We start from the raw sequence: 17,792 nt of genomic DNA, 5'->3' as shown, positions 1-17,792 counted from the left end.
CACCCCCCAGGTCATCCGTTCGACAGGGGGGAACAGTCATGCCGGGCCCGGAGGCCAGCGGCCCTCTTGCAGGACCGCGAAGAAGATAACGGGGGGGGGCGGCGGCCAGGTGCTCCAGGAGCGGGGCCGCTGGCCAGGTGCCGGCCGTCTCGTCGGCGAGCAGCAGGTGCGGCGCGTAATCATGAAGGCCCCCAGCCAGGCAGCGGCCGGGGCGGAGCCGAAGAAGAACTCGGTGGCGCGCGGGTCCGCCCAGCCGGCCAGCTCCCGCGCCTGCGCCTGACCCGGCGCCTGAGGGCGGCCAGTTCGAGGGCCCGGGCGGCGCGGCCGGGAAGTGGCACCAGCAACTCCCGCGCCAGCAGCAGAACCTCCCGGTAGACGCCGGCCGCGCCAGCCAGGCGCGATGCAGAGCTACAGCTTCACCTGGACCGACCCCGACGGCACCCCGCGTGCCTCCGCCGTCGCCTACGACCGGGTATCCGCCGACCACCGGCGGAACGAACTGGAGGAGGCCGGGGCCACCGGCATCGACGAGGTGGCCGTCAGACCCGGGGAACTGCCGACCGCGAAGGAGTAGTACAGCAGCGGCACCCCTCACGCGACCAGGGCCGCTGCAGTGCAGCCCTCATCGAACGGCGGCGCCCGCGGCTCAATCGCCTCCGCGGCAAATACCACACACCTGCGGCAGACACCCACCCCGGATGCCATCCTCCAGGGGGCCTGGCCCATGTCCCGTGCGCGCCTTCACCGCGGCCCCGGCGCCCCAGACGCCGGAGCTGCGGCCTTCCTGCACGGCCCCGAGGGCCTGTTCTCGTCCGCGCCCCCCAGACCATGACTGACGTCCACGATGACCAGGCGCCACGATGACGCCGAGAACCGGTCGCTGAGGAAGACGACCGTCTCTGCCACCTCGCCCCCGACTACTTCCGGCAAGAGCCCGACGCCTGAACGCCGCGACAAGGCCGCCTCTCGATCCGGTCCTGGTTGAGGGGCGGCTTGTCGCATCTCCTCCAGGGGAGTGGTCCCGCTGCGGTGGTTGTACATGGCCTATGGCCCCGATGCCAGGTTCGCGATCGGCCTCAACTTGCGCCCCGTACCACGGAGTTGGCAAGTGCAGTTGGCCTTTTCCCCTGGCCCGGCGAATGTTCCGACCGAGCGGCCGTGGTGACGAAAATCAGCAGACCGTTGACCTGCGAAAGGTGAGATTTTGCACCGTTCTGCACTGATTCGGATTTAGCACAGAGTGTCGCTAGGGTCACGCTCGGGCGCGCACAGGTCCTCACTCGGTCGGCAAACCACATCCGAGGGCCTGCGCGCGTCTCCGAACACCCGACACCTTTAAGGGGATTTACGTGTACCGATCATCCCGAAGCCGCAGCAGTAGGGGTGCTGTGGCCCGTCAGGCGCCTGGCAAGCAGATTAACAGGGGCGACGAAATGTCCGCCCTCGTTGCCAAGACGGGCAAGGCAATCCTCGTTGGGTTCCTTGCCATTCCTGTACTGCTGACTCTGCTGATCTCCAGCGCAACCCTGGGAGCACAGGCGCAGGCCGAGCTGGGGGCGCAGGTACTGGCCAGTGTGCTCGTCGCGCAGATCAGGGGTGTTCTGACCTGCACAGGAGCACGTCGCTTGAGGTGTTGAGCGCGCCAGCAGGGGGTGCCGCCGACAGGCGGCACCCCCTTTGCGCTATGGCGAAGGGCTGCCTCACGAAACCGTGGCGTGCCTGGTCGTTGCGACGAAATCGACCGGGCATTGTCAGCCGCTCCGCGGGACGCAATAGCTGAACACCTTGGCGAAGGACAGGAAGAAGCACCCTGTGGATCACTGCGAGTTCTGTGCGGGGCCTCTGCCGGAACCTCCCAAAGTCGGCCGGCCCCCCAAATACTGTTCCGCGGCATGCCGCAAGTCGGCGCACCGCGCGCGGACGGGCAGGCATCCCCGGCCGCCGCGGTCGGCGGCTCGGCCCAAGCCCGCGACGCGCGCCGCCTCAGAAACCCCGCCGCACTCCGGGCCTGGTCAGCTCGAAGACCTGTTGGGCGAGGTCATACGGGATCTGCAGGACGATGCGCGTGTTCTGCTCCGCCAGCTCAGCGGTGACGACCCGGAAGAGTGTCTGCGCCAGGCGCAGCAGATGCGCGTGCGGCTGGACTGTCTGACCGCCGGTCTGGTGGGGCGTGCCCGGCTGCGGCAGGTGACCTGGTCGCGTATCGGGCAGGCGCTGACGATCAGTGAAGACACGGCCCGTCACCGGTACACCGATGACTACGTGCTGCGTCGTCTGCGCCAGGTGTCCAGCCTGCGTGCCATCCCCGCGTCGCTGAGCGCGTTGTCGAACGGGCCCTCCCGGCACTACAGCACGAGCAGCCCGAACGACGGCACGATACCCGCGGAAGCCGAGGCCACCGGGCCCGCGTACAACACCCTCGCGCCCCTGTTGTCCATGCTGGCCCGTGCCACCGAGGCCCCCCTGCAGGACCTCGCCCGCCGTGCTCAGTGCTCCCCGTCCTACCTCAGCCGTATCCTCAGCGGACAGCGTGTCCCCTCCTGGGCCATCACCGAACGCCTCGCCAAGACCTGCGAGGCCGACCCCGCGATCGTCCGCAAGGCATGGGAGACCGAACAACTGCGTCGCCGGCCGCCGCGTTCCACGGTCGACGACCGAAGAGACATCGACTCCCTGGCCGGCGTGAGCAACCGCGCGCAGGCCGTCCGCAAACTGGCCACTGCCCTGCGGACCCTCCACGTGCGGGCCGGCCAGCCGACGCCGCAGCAGATCTGCGTCCACTCACGCTGGCGCCTACATGCCCCTCAGGTCACCGCCATCCTGGAACGCGACGAGCCCTGCGACTGGCCCACCCTCGTCCTGCTGCTGGGCATCCTCGGTGGCTCGCCCGACTACTTCCGCCCCCTGTGGCAGGCCGCCACCGAACACCCATCCGCGTAGAGCTCGGCCTCCCCCTGACGTCGCCCTCCCCGGACGCCCTCATCGCGACGCCGTGCAGACCGAACCCGGCTCGAACGGCCTTCACTTCGGTGCCAGCCTTCGGTCGGAGACGCATTTGCGGGCGCGGCAGAACGGCAGGGACAAGCCCGCAGAACGCCTGCGCCTGTGAGCCGCACCCTGGCAGGATGTGCGGCCATGACCAGCCAACTGAACCAGGTGGGGAACGCAGCGCCTCCTGTGGTTGACGGTGCCGCGCACCGCCCTTTAGAGGCGTCTGTTGAGGGAGTCCGGGCAGATTGCGAGCTGCTCGGGGTTGGGAGACCGGTTCCCCTCCGAGTACGCGTGGCGCTGAGACGGCGCCTCCATCTCCGGGGCTGGCAACGGAAATTGTTTCTCTTTGCGCTCCTATTAGCAGTGGGTACCGTCTTTTTTACGGCCACCCAGTTGGGTGCCATCATCTATGGGCCCGATTGGCTTCCTATCAAGCAGGCGTCACGGACAGGTGAGCTTTATGGGCCGACTGGCCAGCGGTGGGTGGAGGCTCTCACGATCGCGATGATCGTTGGTCTCTGCTGGGCTGGTGTGGACGCTTGGCTGAGGCACCGTCATGAACTGGCGAGGCTGCTTTTGGCTCGCAGGTACGCGCTCGTTGTTGACTGCGCTAAAGCTATTCACGCCTGCGCGGTGGCGCGCCGCGGAGGAGAGGATCAGCCAGGGCGGATGCGCGAGGTCTCCCGGACGTTGCGGACCGTCAGGCGAGGGGTACTCAATGCGCATGACAGCCGAGGAACGGTCCCCTACTTCTCACATCGCAGGAAGCACCTGAAGGAGCATGAGCGCTACGTCGCGGCGGCACTGATGGGCCTGGAGGCGCAACTCGACCGTCGCCCCGCTGAGGCCCTTCGGGATATCGCCGATGCGCTGCTGACAGTCGCTGATCGATACTGCCACGCGCGCGTGGGTGAGCTACTTGACCAGGAGCAGTTGACCGGAATTCCACGGCAGCGGAACTGGGAGCCGCTGCGCTACCTTATTGCTATCGGCCTCGGTAGCGCAGGTGTAACAGTCCTGGATAGGGCCGGAGTCATCCCTGAAGATGCGAGAGCTATCGTCTATCCCCTCGTTATTTTCGCGGCCTTCGTGATCGCATTCGGACGTAACGTCCGGCGCGTTTTCGATGTGATTGGTGTTATCACTGGCCCATGAACTCATGGGTATGAGAAGGAATGTGATGCCATGCTATCGATGCTGAGGATGGTGGCGGCGAGGTTGGGCCAGTTGAGCAGAAGGTCGGTCGCACACGCGCTGAATGTCTCGGTTGCGGCGTTCAACTCCTTCCAGTGGGCCGACAGCACGCTCGAATGTCACGTCGCATGTGTACGTCAACACCCCCGTGCTCTCGGACGTCCTGGCCGAGCCTCGGTGGGCCGGACTGCTCGGCTTGGCCGACCGGCACGGCCTGACCCCGCTGTTCTGGCAACAGGTCCTCACTTACAGCGAAATCCGCCTCGATCTCGGCTCGACATTGGCGCTCGCGCACCGGCCGAGGAAGTCCGGGTGACGCGCCCGCGGCTGGCGCCGTGAAGGCCGATGGCGAGCCGTCACCTGCGACCCCGCACGGCGCGGATCACCTTGGCGATGGCACTGAGGACCGTGGCACGGTCCCGCGACGCGGTGCCTTTCAGTGCGAGGCCGACGATCAGCACGGCTGCGGTGGCCGCGAACAGCATGCCGGCGACGGGCACCAGAGCCCAAGCGATGACGTCGACGACAGTCCCTCCGTCCGTGCCGCCGTCCGACAAACGGCATATGGGACGTTCGGCCGCGGGAGGCCGGTGCGCCAGTGGATACTGCCGACGTGGTGAACGATCTGAAAGGCGCCCTGGCCGCGCTGGAGGCCCAACGGCCCGACTATCTGCTCGGGCTGCGCGAGACGCAGTGGCTCGACGCGAAGAAGGCTCCGTACCGACTGACGGACGATCCGAAGGCGGTCGAGGAACTCACCAAGGATGTCGCGGCATTCGCCAACGGGGGCGGCGGAGTCATCGTCGTCGGCATCGCCACCCGGCTCGAGCACGACGAAGAGGTCCTGGACCAAGTCGTCGGCGTCGAACTGGCTGCGGTGAACGTGGACCAGATCCGCAAACTGATCCGTCAGCGAGTCTCCCCTGCTCCCCGCGGCGTGCGCATCGGGTGGTCGGGGGCAGAGGGCGACGAGCGGGTGCTGTTCATCGAGATTCCCGCGCAGACCGACCATGCGCTCTTCGCCGTGCCAGCCGCGGTGGGCAAATCCGGGGCGCCGCGCCTGGACACGGTCGCAGTGCCGATGCGGGACGGTGACAGCACGTACTGGCTGCCCCGTGCCGAGATCGTGCAGCTGCTCTCCGCCGGTGTCCAGGCCTTGGGCATGCCCACCGCCCAGGCTCTCGCCGACCTCGTCCGGCAGGCCGTGTCCGAGGCGGGATCTGTCAGCGAGCCGCGTGTCGGCCAGGGCCTGCCGGACCGTGAGCGGGAGATGAGGGCGGCCTACGAGGAACTCGCCGACGCGGGGCTGGGGGAGCCCGCCGGGGAGGCGTGGGCGCACGGCGCGACCGTGCTGCAGGATCTGTCGCATGAGATCGACGGCGAGCCGGGCTGGGTGCTGTGCCTGGTGCCCGGGCGCCCTGCGGTCGTCGTCGCCGAGCCCGTCTGGCAGGCGACCGTCGAAACCGGCCGCCGGGCACCGGGCGGCCAGGATCCGCTCGCGGCCGTCGGATTCCCCCGCCCGCCTGCGGACACAGACACCCCGTGGGTGATCCCGGCCGACGCCCGGCGCGTCGACCTCGACGGCGGCTCGTGGGGCCCGGGACACTTGACCCGCTCGGGACGTGGCGTGTGGCGGTGGCAGCCAGCCCCCCGCTTCAGCCTGGACCAGGGCCGCTCTGCCGAGATCGGCACCGCCGGCCAGACGCCGGCGCTGCGCCTTCGGGCCCTGGTGAACCTGCCCTGGGACGAGGCGAGCACGCTGGAGGTCAATAAGTCCCGGCGCACGCATCTCGAGCAGATGCTTCCGCACAGTGCGGTAGCCGGCGCGGTGACGCTTCTGTCCCGCCGCCGGGGCGCAGAGCTGCCCGCCGCCCGGTGGGAGCGGGGGCCTTTCGGTAACTGGGGCCGGTCTGCCAGCTACACGTGCACGATCGCCGGGCCCGACGGCACCCCGGCGGTGACGGCCTCCGTCATGCTCGCGCTGCCTACCACGATGGAGTCCACCGTGGTCGCCTGCGCGGACGTCCTGATCGAGAACCCGGAGGCGTGGGCCGCGGCCCTCGGACCCGGCTGGAACACGCAGCTGGGTCTCGACGAGGTGCAGGCCGTGCTGCTCGCCGCGTGGGAGACGGCCGCAGAGCTGCTGCCCGACGTCGTCGGCGACCCGGCCAGCCTGACGTGGGCCGCGCCGCCCACCACCGAACTGCGGATCACGAGCGAACAGCCCGCCCGCAACGGCGTCCTGCCAGTCCTGGACACCCTCGTCGACCTGGGGCCCCTCGGTCCGAACGACAACGGCCCCAGGCCGAAGCTGGCCGTCACCATCACCGCAGCGCCGACCATGGACCGGGCCGAGCGGCAGCACCTGCTACGGGAGGCCCTGGTGCACATGGCCCACGCGTTCGGGTACGTCGACGCCGAGACCGACGTGCTGTAGGGATCTCGTCGGGGCGGGCCGTCAAGCGGTGGCTTCCCAGTCCGGCGCGTCATCTTCGGGACGGACGAACCGATCATGCTCGGACCGCGCGGCCTCCAGCAAGCGGCGCCAGGACGTGACCAGCGGGCGCCGCCTCAGAAGGGCCCGCCGATCGCGCTCGGTCATCCCACCCCAGATTCCATGCTCGATCCGGTGGTCGAGGGCATAGGCAAGGCACTCGGTGCGCACCGGGCAGCCGGTGCAGAGGGCCTTGGCCCGGTTCTGGGCCGCGCCCTCGACGAACAGCTCGTCCGGATCAGCGGTGCGGCAGGCCGCTCCCTCACCCCAGATCTCCCGCTCTTCCCCGATCACCCCTAAGCCGTCCTCTCCCCGGTCAGCCACCCGCCCTCCCCTGAGCAAGCGCAGTCCGCAAACGGTACGGCACGCCCACGGAGCGTAGGAGATCGCCGACTGACAGCAATCCCTTCGGGTGACGGGGACTTGACGGGTCTTGGTCGTACCTGGTGTCTCAGCCTGCCGTTCGCCCGGATATGGGGCACGCGGGTGGCGGTGACGTCGGGGTGGACCCAGCGGGGCTCGCCGTCCATGTGCTCGCTGATCAGTGGCCACGGGCCGCTGTCGCGCTCCTCCTTGCGGATGACGGGGATCGGGTGCATCTTCGAGTGGCCGACCGCGTCCATGAGGATCCTCAGAGCGGGGAAGACGTGCCCCTCGGGCTTGTCCTCCTCGCCGCCCGGCTTCAGCCAGTCCTCGCCGTCTTCCTCGTCCTCCGCTGCGTTGTTGGGGGTCTTCCGTTGTCCGCCGGTACGTGGACAGGGGGCTGGCAGCAGCGGCCTGACCGGCGCTTGCTGCGGTGTCCTTCTTCACCCCGATGGTCGCCTTGGGCTACGGTCGTGGCCCCGTGTCTGCGAGGGAGTGGTGCTGATGTCCCGCCATGTACTGGCCGCGGTGGGCATGGACGGCAGGGAGATCGCGCGCGAGGAGCGCCCCACCGCGCCATCGCTCGCCTGGGTCGCCGCGTACGGAGATCTCCATGCCTGCGACTACGTGACCGTCTCCCAGGGGGAGTCCGTCGGGCTCTACGCCCGCGATCCCGGAGGTACGTGGGACGCTGTGAGCCCCGGGACCGACGCGGTGACCGCTGACGAGATGCGCCTGTGGTTCGAGCTCACTCACCACTACCCGGGCCCAGACGGGGCGGACCCGAGCCATCCGCTGGGCAGGGCCCCGCAGCCGGGTGCGACAGGACGCATCGACGAGCGGCGCGCCATCGCCCTGGTCCAGGAGCACATCGCCACCGGCGGCCTGGACTACCCGACCCAGGGCCTGGTGGCGGATCGGTTCGCCGCGGGCTGGAGAGTGTACGCACCCGTCGACGTCGACGACAGCGATCCCATGGCCTTCCTCGACATACCCGTCGGCCGTTCGGTGTTCATGGTCGGCGACACGGGGCGCATCAAGGAGCTCACCTCCGCGATCCCGCCCGAACAGGCCGACGCCCTGTTCACCGCGGAGGATGCCTTCGTACGGCGTCCGCCCGCCGAGGAGGCTTTCATGAACGACCTCAAGGCGGAGTTCGAGCGCCTCGATGCCCGGTCCGGGCAGCCGGGCGCGATCACGGACTTCACCGTCGTCGGCACCCCGCCCGAGGACGTGACGGCGGCCCGCGTGACCGCGCTGACCGACGAGATCGCCCGCCAGCTGGCGCTGTGCGGACCACAGCGGTGGGAGCGCATGGTGGCAGCGTTCTCCTGCGCCGTCTCCGCCGAGACGGCCGATCTGTGCTTCTGGCAGCACGAACGGCCCCTGGAGGCACGGGTGCCGGAGCAAATAGCCCTCCTCGTACGCCGCCAGCGCCACCTCGCGGCCGCCATGCCTGCCGGTCCGTGGCTGCGTCTGATCGTCGCCGTCACCAAAGGGCCCGGCGGCCAGGCCCAGGTCTCCACCCAGTACGACTATGGTGACGAACGGCTCCCCGACGGGCAGTTGCTCGCCCCCACGCACTACCGCAACGACCTCGCCGCCTACCCGCGGGCCGGGGTACCGGCGTGGCTGCGGGCCTATGCCGGGGCGAACGACCGGCGCACGGCAGCCCCGCGCACCGCGCCCGAGCGGTCCGTCCCCCCGCGTCAGGCGGCCCCCGAGCGCCCCTTCGTGGACAGTCTGGTCGGCTGGACGACACACGTGGTCGCCGACCGGCAGCGGATCACGTACGGCCGTGACTCGCTGGCCTGGGAGGAGATCGAGTGGGTCCGGTATCCCGTCTCGCGGACCAAACACCTGGGCTTCCTGGTTCCCTCCACGTACACGAATACGTACACGTTCGGCGTGGGCAGATACGGGAACTCACCGAAGAGCCTGGGAAATCTGATCTGGAGCAAGGGCGGCAAGAGGGCAGAGGCCCCCGAAGCGTGGCTGGCCCTGGTCGAGTTCGCGCAGCGCGTCCTCGAGCCCCGACTGCTCGCGGATCGTCTCGACCTGATCCGGCGCGGCGGGTCGTTCACCATCGGCGAGATGCGCGTGCACCGCAGCGGGCTCACGCTGCGCGGGGTTATGGAGGCCGATTGGGGGTCGCTCACGGACGTCGAGGTCGCGGACGGCCTGGTGTGGATCCATGAGCGGGGCAGGCAGCAGCCGGTGAGGGTGTCCCTCGACAGCGCCAACGCCGTACTCCTGCCCCGCATCGTGGCGGCCATGGCCGGCTGAGCCGCGGCTATCCGCGCAGACGCTCCGAGACCTGCGTGATCGCCTCGGCGCCCAGCGGGTACGGGCTGCCGTACAACAGCGGACCGGTGACGACGGCGGGACCGGCGACGGGCGCCGCGCCGTGATCGGCCGCGAGCCGGCTGGCCACGGCGTTGGGCGGGCCGGAGCGCGCCTGACCCGGGCCGTCCTCGGTGTACCAGAGGGTGAGCTCCTCACCGAGCTTGGTGGAGCGTACGTGCTCCGAACCGAGAAGACGAGCGACCTCCTGCACGAGATCCATCCCGTACGACGCGGTCTTTACCTGCTGGATGCCCCTGTCGGACACGAGCAGCAGGCCGGACGTCGCCTTGTTCCGATTGAAGAGTCCCATCCCGTCACTCTATTGACGCGGCACGGCCACGTCACCTGCCACCCTCTTCCCTGACATCGTCACGCGCCGGCGCCTCCCCGCGCACGGTGCTCCTGGCAATTCGCACATGCGGAGCCATTTCGCTCGGCGGGTGGCCTTCTCGAAGCTGGTGGCTCCGAATGCGAGTTGGGCAGTCCTGCGCAACGACGAAGCTCGATGTACTGCGGCGACGCGCAGCGTCGAGGCGCGGGCGATCAGGGTTCCGGCGACGGGATCAGAGGGCCTTCCACCGATCAGCGCGGCTCTTCCACGCCGGCCCGGGGTCGGGGCCACGAAGAGTTGCTCTGTGCGGGGCCGGGGTGGCGCCTGGACATCGTCTGGCTCGGGTATGCGGTGTTGTCGCCGCACTGCCCGCCCCTTCTGACTTTCGGCATTCTTACCTCCCCGGTCCATGCCAGGTGCCACACTCACGATCGCGACAAGCGCCCCTTGCCCAGTTCGCCATCTTCAACGGGCACGGGGGTATTTACGTGACCGTTCGACTTCACCTGCGGGCCCTTGGGGTGACCTACATGACATCCGCACGTTCGTCGGTCGTCGCTCGATTCCTTGTAGTGAGATCACGCGGATCGAAAAACGGCAGCACCAGACGCGTGGTGGATTCCGGTGGGAACTGCGGGCCGTCCGGGTCCGTGGGCGCTCGCTCACGATCCCCGGGGCCTTCGCCAGCCGGATGCGGGATGCCGAGTTCGAGCAGAAGTTGCGCGTCATCCGGGAGCGTTGGTCCCGCGCGGTTGGTGGCTGACGGACTCGTGCCGCGAGAGCCTCGGGCGCCATGGGGAAGGCGACTGCTTCGTCGAGGCTAACCCCGTGTTGGAGGCAGTGGAAGAGCTGGCCGATCATGCGGTTGAAGAGGTTGCGCTGGGCTGAGGCGTGCCAGTCGCCCTGGTCGCGGCGGCGTCGGCAGTGGGCTTTCGCGCCGGTCGAGGCGGTGATCGCAGAGAAGGCCCAGAGGTAGCCGACGTGGTTGAGACGGTCGTTCTTGATCCATCGGCGGGTGACGGAGGACTTCTTCCCGGACGCTTTGGTGATGGGCGAGGAGCCGGCGTATGCCTTCAGGCCACGGGCGTCGGCGAACCGATTCCGGTCATCTCCGATCTCGGCGAGCACCCGGGCGCCGAGCTGGGTGCCGAGGCCGGGGAAGCTGAGGATGATCTCAGCGTCCGGGTGCTGAGAAAAGCCTCTTCCACAGCCTTGGCGAGCTGGTCTGCGGCCACGCATGCGGCCTCCAACTGGACCAGGAGCGCGAGCATCTGCTTGCCGAACGCGTCCTCGACCAGCGCGGGCTGGTGGGCCCAGTCAGCGCCGAAGATCGCGCGGAGCCGGTCGGCCTCCGCCTCGATGCCGCGCTGGCGTCCGGCCCGTTTGAGCGTGGCCTGGAGCTGAGTCCGAATGAGGTGGGCGGAGCGGGCAGGCGTCGGGGCGGCTGGCGAGTGCAGCTCGCGCCGCAGCCGCGCCGGGCCCGATGTCCGACTCCACCCTGCTCGCCCAGCACTCCAGTCCCTCGACCTCGCGCGGTAGCGCTCCGGCTCGGTCGCGCTGCACGCGTACCGGGAGGGCCGGGCCGTCATCTGCTTGGGCAGCGTGCGGGGAGCCGGCCGGGAGACCGATCTCGCCCCCTTTTCCACTTCCACGTCACGGGACCGGCCTGAGCTGATGTGACAGCTCGGGTGTCGTTGGACGGTGACTGCCACGCGGTCCGGCGTCGGGGCGTCGTTGGTACGCCGTATCCCGATGCCCGCAGAGTGCACCTCGAGACGAGTCCGGCTCACAAGCCACTTCGTAGCAGGGGGTACAGGGAGTCGGGCGCTTCAAGGACGCCCCAGTTGTGGGGTGGGTGTGGCCGTAGGTGCGACGGGAGTCTGATTCCCAGGTACGCGCTGCCTCCGAGCTCGGACCAGGTCGGGTCGATGACGCGGCCGTCCGGGTCGGTGCACCAGGCGTGGGCTGTTGGCACGGGGCTGTCGGTCGGGACGGCGAAGCCTTCGGTGTAGGTCAGGCGCGGGTGCTCCCGTTCAGTCGCTGCCGCGTTGGCGAAGCAGTGCCGCGCCGGGCGCGGCCGCACCTCGGCCGGGAGGGGGGCGGGGGAGCTCCAGCGGCCGTGCACGGCCACGAGGTCGTACACCGAGCTGTGCTTCCACCCGGCAGTGCCGTCGAAGCCCAGGTGATGCTGCAGGGCGAGATGCGCTTCCAGGAAGTCCACGAGCACTTGTTCGGCGGGGGACGTCGGCCTGATGGCGGCGACGTCGTCGACGGGGCCGGGGAGGGGGGTTGCGTCGGTCGGGACGCCCTCGGCGCCCGCGGGATTCAGCATGGCTCCCCTGCCCCGGTCCTCCACGGTCTTCTGCCGAATTCGCCGGGCCGGAAGATCAGGTGCATGGGGCGGTCGAGCTGGACGCCGGTCTGGCCGGGGGTGACCACGAACCCGTCGATGGGACAGAGGGGCCGGCCGCGGCCGGAGGCCACACCCTGTAGGGGGGCGCCGCTTGTGGGGTAGTCGTGGTTGCTGATCTTGTCGACTCGTCGGATGCGGACGTGATGCGGCTCCGTGCAGCGGAGGCAGCGTCCGTTCACGTCTCGGTCCTTCCCTCGATGGCGGCCGCGCTAGGGGCGCCGGTCGGCTGGTGCTGTCGGGCAGGCGATCGCCGGGAACACCGCCGTGTGCCCGCCCGCGGTGAACGTGATCGCGTGGAGGGCGGTTCGGCTGCTCGTGCGTGCTACCGGACTTCGACGGAGTACGAGGCGCCGGGAAACTCCCAGCCGTCGGTGCCTTCGCCGATGTCTTCGACGATGACGTCGTCGATGAAGTGGTCCTCGAACTCGTCGTCGGCGAGTTCACCGGCGAGCCAGAGTTCCTCGATCGCGTCCCAGTCACCCCTGCTGCCGTCGATCCGCAGGGGCGCGGCGTGCACGGTGCCGCGTGTGCGTTCGTCGTCCCCGGTTTTGACGACGCCGCTGATCTCGTACTGGCCGTCCTTGACGCGGTCGGGGAGCGGTTCGGCGGGGACGACGGCGACGTTCTCGTACGCGGTGTGGATGATGTCCAGGTAGCTGCGGCGGACGTTGTACTCGGAGTCGGCCAGCCAGTTGACCAGCGTCTTGGTTGTCACGTGGAGGCCGGCGTCAGCGAGGGCCTGCTGCCCGCGGTGGGTCCCGGTGAGCTGGCTGAGTTGGGCGTGCCAGTGCTTGGCGTTGTATGTCGACAGTCGGTGGCGGGGGGTGACCTGGGAGCGCAGGAGGTCGTTGAGGGCGGCCCCCAGAGAGCCGCCGCGTCCGGTGGGGCCGGCCATCAGTCGTCACCTTCGAGGATGGTCTCGCCGGCGCGGACGAACTTGCGCTTCACTTCGCCGAAGCCGGTCCCGATCCGGTACGTGGACGGCGGTGTGCCGGGCGGCGTCCAGAAGATGGCCTGGTCGACGTTGCGCAGCGCGACGAGCGTGTGGCCTTCCTGGACGGCCTTGAACGCGACGGTCCAGTGCCGGACCGAGGCCTCGGCGACCATGCTCATGCGCCAGTCCGGCCGCCAGAACGGGGACTTCTGTGCAGGGCGCTTGGGCCACAGCAGGCGCAGCGCGATGGACAGTCGGGTCTTGTACGCCTTGTAGGGGTCGCCGCCGGCCTGGACGAGTTCGGTGCGTGCCTTGCGGGTGGCCTCGTAGAAGGGCTTGAAGAGGGACTCGTTGTACTTCCCGGTCCAGGAGTCGTAGATGGTCGGCATGGCGGCAAGGTGCTTGTCCCGGACGAGTTTCTCCAACTGCTTGATGTGGGGCGTGGTGACCCACACCCGCCCGCCCTCGTCGGGACGGTCGATGATCCGCCCCAGAGGGTGCGGCATGTCGGTGCGCTCCCACTCCGGGATGTCAATGAGGTAGATGCCGGCCTGGCTTTTGTCGTACGCGTCGAGCGGACCGGTGTGTAGGAGCTTGTTCGGGGCGAGAGGAACGGCCGAACAGGCGGAGGGGAAGCTGCCGTTGCGGTCGATCAGGCACAGCATGCCCTCGCCGAATGAGTCGGGCACGTCGAGCTTGTCGCGGCGCACGCGCCTGCCGTTCGCCCGGATGTGGGGCACGCGGGTGGCTGTGACGTCGGGGTGGACCCAGCGCGGTTCGCCGTCCATGTGCTCGCTGATCAGCGGCCACGGGCCGCTGTCACGCTCCTCCTTGCGGATGACCTTGATCGGGTGCATTTTCGACCGGCTGACGGCGTCCTTGAGGATCTTGAGGGCCGGAAAGACGTGCCCCTCGGGCTCGTCCTCCTCATCTCCCGGCTTCAGATTGTCCTCGCCGTCTTCCTCATACTCCGCCATCTCGTCCTGGGCCTGTCCGCTGCCCGCCGGGGCGTGAGCCAGGGCACCGGCAGCAGTGGCCTGACCGGCGCGTGCGGCGGTATCGGCGGGGGCGGGCTCAGCATAGAGGCGCAGCGCGGCGGCGAGGCGTTGCCCCTCATGGGTGTCCGGCATCTCCGCTACTGCTGCGGCGGCCTGGAGCAGTGACGGCAGGATCCCCTTCAGGGCTTCATGGTCACCATTGACGACCGCCGTCCGCCATGCTGCAAGTTCGTGGGTGAAGCCGGAGGGGATCCCCTTGTGTCCGCCGGAGGTGTAGGGAAGGGCGGCTTCGGCCAGTTCCAGCGCAGCCGTTCCGCTGGCGGACGCCGAGAGGCCCGGGCTCACCGGGCTGTCGACGCGGTCGAGGGGGGCGGTTCCGGCGTCGAGGAAGCGGGCGTGGAGCAGGTCGGGCTGCAGCCACGCCGAGCCAATCGTGCCGAAGTCGCGCTCCGCGACCGTCACCTGGACCTTGCCAGGGTCCTCGGTCGGCGAGAGCGTCAGCGTGACGTCGGCGTCCAGGGGACCCAGGAGCGCGGGATCGTCGCTGTCCACGATGGCGAGCACCGGGACATGCAGGGTGCGCGCAAGAGTGGCCAGAACCTGGGATGCCTCGGGGAGGCGGTCCCCGGACAGCGGCAGGCGGGCGCTGGGGGCGGTCTGCAGGCGGTCCACGACCACGAGGGCCAGGCCCTCCATGTGCGGGGCGGTTTCCTTGATGTCCTCGGCGGTCAGGTCACTGCCGTCGTCGATCATCAAGAGGTCGCCAGCCTGGACCAGCTGGCGGGCGACCTGCTGTTCCTGCTCGGTCAGGCGGCCCTGCTTCAGACGCGGGTAGTCGCCGCCGGTCTCGGCGGAGATGATCCGGCGGAAGATGTCGTCCCGATTCGGTCCCGACGCCGCATACAGGACCAGGGCGTGGTCGACAAGCGCCGTCTTCCGCGCGGCCGCCAGACCCAGCAGGCTTCCGCCGACGCTCGGACGAGCAGCCACGAGCGTCAGTCTGCCCCGCTGTAGACCGCCCGTTGCGGCGTCCAGGCCAGGCAGCCCGAAGCTGGGGCCGACGGCGGTGCCATCGGTGAGTACAGACCCGATGGCGTCGCCGAGCGTGGCCAGCCTGCGCTTGCCGCGGTCCTGGTTGCCTTGGCTGTTCACCGCACCTCCTGCGGTCGCCGCGCCGGGGTGCGCGGCCGGGTCGGACGAGAGGACATCAGAGGAGACGTTGGCGGGGAGCAGTACGGCGACCGGAGTTGTGTTCCGCAGGAGCACTTGCGGTTGGCCCTGGGCGGCCAGCGTGATGAGGTCACCGAGGTCCCTCTGCGCCGTGCTCAGCACGTGGGCGGGGAAAGCATCGGTCTTCCGGGCTGCCGGAAACCGGTCCAGCGGCGCCAGTAGAGCGCGCACCTTGTGCTTGGTGATCACTGTGGTGCGCCCCTCCTCTTCGACGAGCTTCACCAGCGCGTACAGCTTGTTCCGCGCCGTGGTCGCGTTGATTGCGCCCTCTTCCTGTGGCGACCGACTCACTCACCCTCCCCGGAAACCCAATCACCCCCCATTATAACAGAATTCACCTAGTCAATTTCCAGAGTCACTATGTTTTGGAAAATTCTCACTCATTTATGGTGGACCCTTCGGTGTGCAGGTTGCCGGGTTGGGGGCCGCAGCCGATCAGGGGCAGACAGCAGAAGGGTCGGGACCGCCCGCCCCGGCCTCCGCTCCGTACCGTCCGCAGACGATCACACCCGCCGAACCCAGCCTCAGCTCGCCGCCACCGGCTCCCGCTCCCCGGGCTCGTCCTCGTACGCGACGTGCCCGATGGCGGAGCGGGCCGTGCTCAGCCTGCTGCGCCCGCAAGTTCCTTCGCTTTGCCGGAGGACTCCGTGGAGCGCTGCAGGACATCGTTGAGAGGCTCGCCCCGGTAGTCGCTCCTCAGCAGTGCCTTGTCCTGGAGTTGCCGGCGAGGCCTCGATCATGTCGATAGCGGTCCTCGCCTCACCGGCGCAGCGGGTCAGATGGCGGTGAACGCGGTACGCCTCCAGCGGGTATTGAATACCGCGCACCTGGGGGCACGGACGAGTCCGACTCGGAACGCGTGGCTGCGCCCGCGTCGAACGGGCCATATAGCAGGACCGTGTCCCGCCAGCGTGCGGTCTCCAGCCACTGGCCGGCGCGAGCGGCGGCGCTGGCACCGGGGCGCGCCACTGGATGCGGTCGTACACGTCTTGGTGCTACTCCCATGGCTGCCGCTCCCGGAGCCGTACACCCTGTCGGCCCGGGTGACGGATGCCAAGGGGCGAACCAACCGGACGTCACCGTCCAATGCACGGGGCTGCACAGGGCTGCCGGATCGACGTGGTCTGACGCTCCGGCCGGGGATGGTGGGGCTACTTGGGCGGATGGAGCCTCCGGAAGTACGTCCAGCTCGTCTCGTTGGGCGTGCTCCACTGCTCTGGCGCATGGGCGAACTCCGGCCGGTGTTCGGCAATGTAGGCACGAGTCCGCTCGGGGACATCGTCGTACGAGCCGAGCTTGCGCCCCCGGCAGTGGAAGGCCAGCCCGCCGAGCTGCCGGCCGCGGGCCATCCACGGCACCCAGGGCGACATCCGCATCCAGGACATGACGGCCGGAACACTGGGGGCCGTGCCGTCCAGGTCGGCGCGGTCGGCGAAGAACTGGAACAGTTCCAGGGCCCGGTACGTATCGCCGGCCGAGTGGACGGGGTACTGGGCCATCGGCAGCGGAGAGGGGTAGGCGAGCGGGATCTCCAGGCTGAAGCAGACCTGCCCCCCGAGTTCGGTCGTCGGGATGGGGAAGGGGCGCCACTTCTGGTTCGCCGGGTCGTTCCAGACGTGCACCACCGGCAGGTCCCGCCAGACTTTGAGGATCTCCCGTGTGACGGGGTCCAGGTAGAAGGCAGCCTCACGGGTGAGCAGGAGGTAGGCATCCTCCCCGGCTTCAGGGTCCTCGACGAGGCGGGCGACGTTTACCCCCTCGAATCCGAAGACGCGCTCGTAGGGCGCGTCGGGGGCCCAGGAGTAGACGTCCCCGGACCACCAGTACGTCACTTCCTCACCGTCGAGTGAGGCCCGGGTGCGGGCGAGAGAACGCAAGAGCTCTGCAGGCGTCGTCATCATGGGGAGCACTTTGCCCCACAGTCGGCCGACGGTCGATGCCGCACTGGCCACGCAAGAGGAGAGTGTGGGGCGTGCAACATACGTCTCCCCCCTCGCCGCACACCTTCCGGGGCATGCGGTATGGGCATCGTCACACATACCTGTCGAGACCTTGAGCAGATCGGGCTCGGTACGATTTCGAGTATGTTTGTACTAGAAACTGTTTACACCGCCCCGCTCGAAGCCGTCGACGCCGCGACAGAAGCGCACGTGACATGGCTTAATGCACTCTACGAGCACGGTGTCTTCCTGGCCTCAGGGCGCAAGAGGCCCCGTGACGGCGGGGTGATCCTCGCCGTCACCGAGGATCGTGCGCGGATCGAGGAGATAACCGCGAACGACCCGTTCGTCAAGGCGGGAGTGTGTACCTATCGCATCACCGAGTTCGTCGCCACCAAGACGGCTCCGGTGCTGGCGAGGTACCGGGAGACGCTGGCGTAGTCGGTGCGGCAGACACTTATGCACACATATGAACCAATCTGGCATACTTGCCGTTGAACAGGTGTCGGATCATGTGTGAGCTGGCGACGGTCGTGCGCATGTGACGAGCCGGTTCTG

Annotated in this window: 15 protein-coding genes and 1 pseudogene; 8 read left to right on the top strand and 8 right to left on the bottom strand. The window is 68.9% G+C overall.

Features of this window, described 5'->3' with window-relative positions; all coding sequences use genetic code 11:
* Positions 1-400: 400 nt before the first annotated feature.
* The 5 genes from IE258_RS38470 (at position 401) to IE258_RS38450 (ending at position 4,501) form a co-directional block, all read left to right on the top strand.
* On the top strand, positions 401-574 hold the full coding sequence (locus tag IE258_RS38470; RefSeq protein ID WP_189750440.1) for a DUF8636 domain-containing protein: 174 nt from the start codon (positions 401-403) through the stop codon (positions 572-574).
* Positions 575-1,433: 859 nt separating this feature from the next.
* A complete protein-coding gene (locus IE258_RS38465) occupies positions 1,434-1,637 on the top strand; it encodes a hypothetical protein (RefSeq protein WP_189750439.1) in 204 nt (67 codons plus the stop codon).
* Positions 1,638-2,028: 391 nt separating this feature from the next.
* Positions 2,029-2,940 carry a helix-turn-helix domain-containing protein gene (locus tag IE258_RS38460; RefSeq protein WP_189750438.1) on the top strand — a complete coding sequence of 304 codons (912 nt, stop codon included), beginning with the start codon at positions 2,029-2,031 and terminating at the stop codon, positions 2,938-2,940.
* A gap of 720 nt (positions 2,941-3,660) precedes the next feature.
* Entirely contained in the window at positions 3,661-4,146 is a 486-nt protein-coding gene (locus tag IE258_RS38455) for a hypothetical protein (RefSeq protein ID WP_189750437.1), read from the top strand.
* A gap of 169 nt (positions 4,147-4,315) precedes the next feature.
* On the top strand, positions 4,316-4,501 hold the full coding sequence (locus IE258_RS38450; protein WP_189750436.1) for a hypothetical protein: 186 nt from the start codon (positions 4,316-4,318) through the stop codon (positions 4,499-4,501).
* Positions 4,502-4,541: 40 nt separating this feature from the next.
* On the opposite strand, the gene IE258_RS38445 is transcribed toward IE258_RS38450, so the two are convergent.
* Positions 4,542-4,742 carry a hypothetical protein gene (locus tag IE258_RS38445; RefSeq protein WP_189750435.1) on the bottom strand — a complete coding sequence of 67 codons (201 nt, stop codon included), beginning with the start codon at positions 4,740-4,742 and terminating at the stop codon, positions 4,542-4,544.
* 56 nt (positions 4,743-4,798) lie between these two features.
* Between IE258_RS38445 and IE258_RS38440 the strand changes: the two genes are divergently transcribed.
* Entirely contained in the window at positions 4,799-6,622 is a 1,824-nt protein-coding gene (locus IE258_RS38440; RefSeq protein ID WP_189750434.1) for an RNA-binding domain-containing protein, read from the top strand.
* Positions 6,623-6,643: 21 nt separating this feature from the next.
* Here IE258_RS38440 and IE258_RS38435 read toward each other — a convergent pair whose 3' ends face one another.
* Positions 6,644-6,973 (bottom strand): WhiB family transcriptional regulator, encoded by a 330-nt coding sequence (locus tag IE258_RS38435; RefSeq protein ID WP_189750433.1) that lies wholly within the window; start codon positions 6,971-6,973, stop codon positions 6,644-6,646.
* A 573-nt stretch (positions 6,974-7,546) separates the two neighbouring features.
* On the opposite strand from IE258_RS38435, the gene IE258_RS38430 reads away from it, so the two are divergent.
* Positions 7,547-9,328, top strand: a complete 1,782-nt coding sequence (locus tag IE258_RS38430) for a hypothetical protein (protein ID WP_189750432.1) — start codon at positions 7,547-7,549, stop codon at positions 9,326-9,328.
* 7 nt (positions 9,329-9,335) lie between these two features.
* Here IE258_RS38430 and IE258_RS38425 read toward each other — a convergent pair whose 3' ends face one another.
* From IE258_RS38425 to IE258_RS38400, 6 genes and pseudogenes are all read right to left on the bottom strand, one after another.
* The gene (locus IE258_RS38425) at positions 9,336-9,698 is read right to left on the bottom strand and encodes a hypothetical protein (RefSeq protein WP_189750431.1); all 363 of its coding nucleotides are present in this window, start codon (positions 9,696-9,698) and stop codon (positions 9,336-9,338) included.
* 798 nt (positions 9,699-10,496) lie between these two features.
* Positions 10,497-11,161, bottom strand: a pseudogene (locus tag IE258_RS38420) (transposase); the annotation flags it as partial.
* Positions 11,162-11,505: 344 nt separating this feature from the next.
* Positions 11,506-12,051: a hypothetical protein gene (locus IE258_RS38415; protein WP_189750430.1), complete on the bottom strand. Its 546-nt coding sequence runs from the start codon at positions 12,049-12,051 to the stop codon at positions 11,506-11,508.
* 403 nt (positions 12,052-12,454) lie between these two features.
* Entirely contained in the window at positions 12,455-13,027 is a 573-nt protein-coding gene (locus IE258_RS38410; protein WP_189750429.1) for a hypothetical protein, read from the bottom strand.
* Complete coding sequence (locus IE258_RS38405; protein ID WP_229892704.1) at positions 13,027-15,585, bottom strand: DnaB-like helicase C-terminal domain-containing protein; 2,559 nt, start codon at positions 15,583-15,585, stop codon at positions 13,027-13,029. Before IE258_RS38405 ends, IE258_RS38410 begins: the two co-directional genes overlap by 1 nt.
* A gap of 860 nt (positions 15,586-16,445) precedes the next feature.
* The gene (locus IE258_RS38400; RefSeq protein WP_189750444.1) at positions 16,446-17,192 is read right to left on the bottom strand and encodes a DUF1838 family protein; all 747 of its coding nucleotides are present in this window, start codon (positions 17,190-17,192) and stop codon (positions 16,446-16,448) included.
* Between the two features lie 186 nt (positions 17,193-17,378).
* Between IE258_RS38400 and IE258_RS38395 the strand changes: the two genes are divergently transcribed.
* On the top strand, positions 17,379-17,675 hold the full coding sequence (locus IE258_RS38395; protein ID WP_189750428.1) for a YciI family protein: 297 nt from the start codon (positions 17,379-17,381) through the stop codon (positions 17,673-17,675).
* Positions 17,676-17,792 lie beyond the last annotated feature (117 nt).

It is taken from the genome of Streptomyces tendae (genome assembly GCF_014650435.1).
GTDB classification, from domain to species: Bacteria; Actinomycetota; Actinomycetes; order Streptomycetales; family Streptomycetaceae; genus Streptomyces; species Streptomyces tendae.
This window is presented reverse-complemented; position numbering and strand designations above follow the sequence as displayed.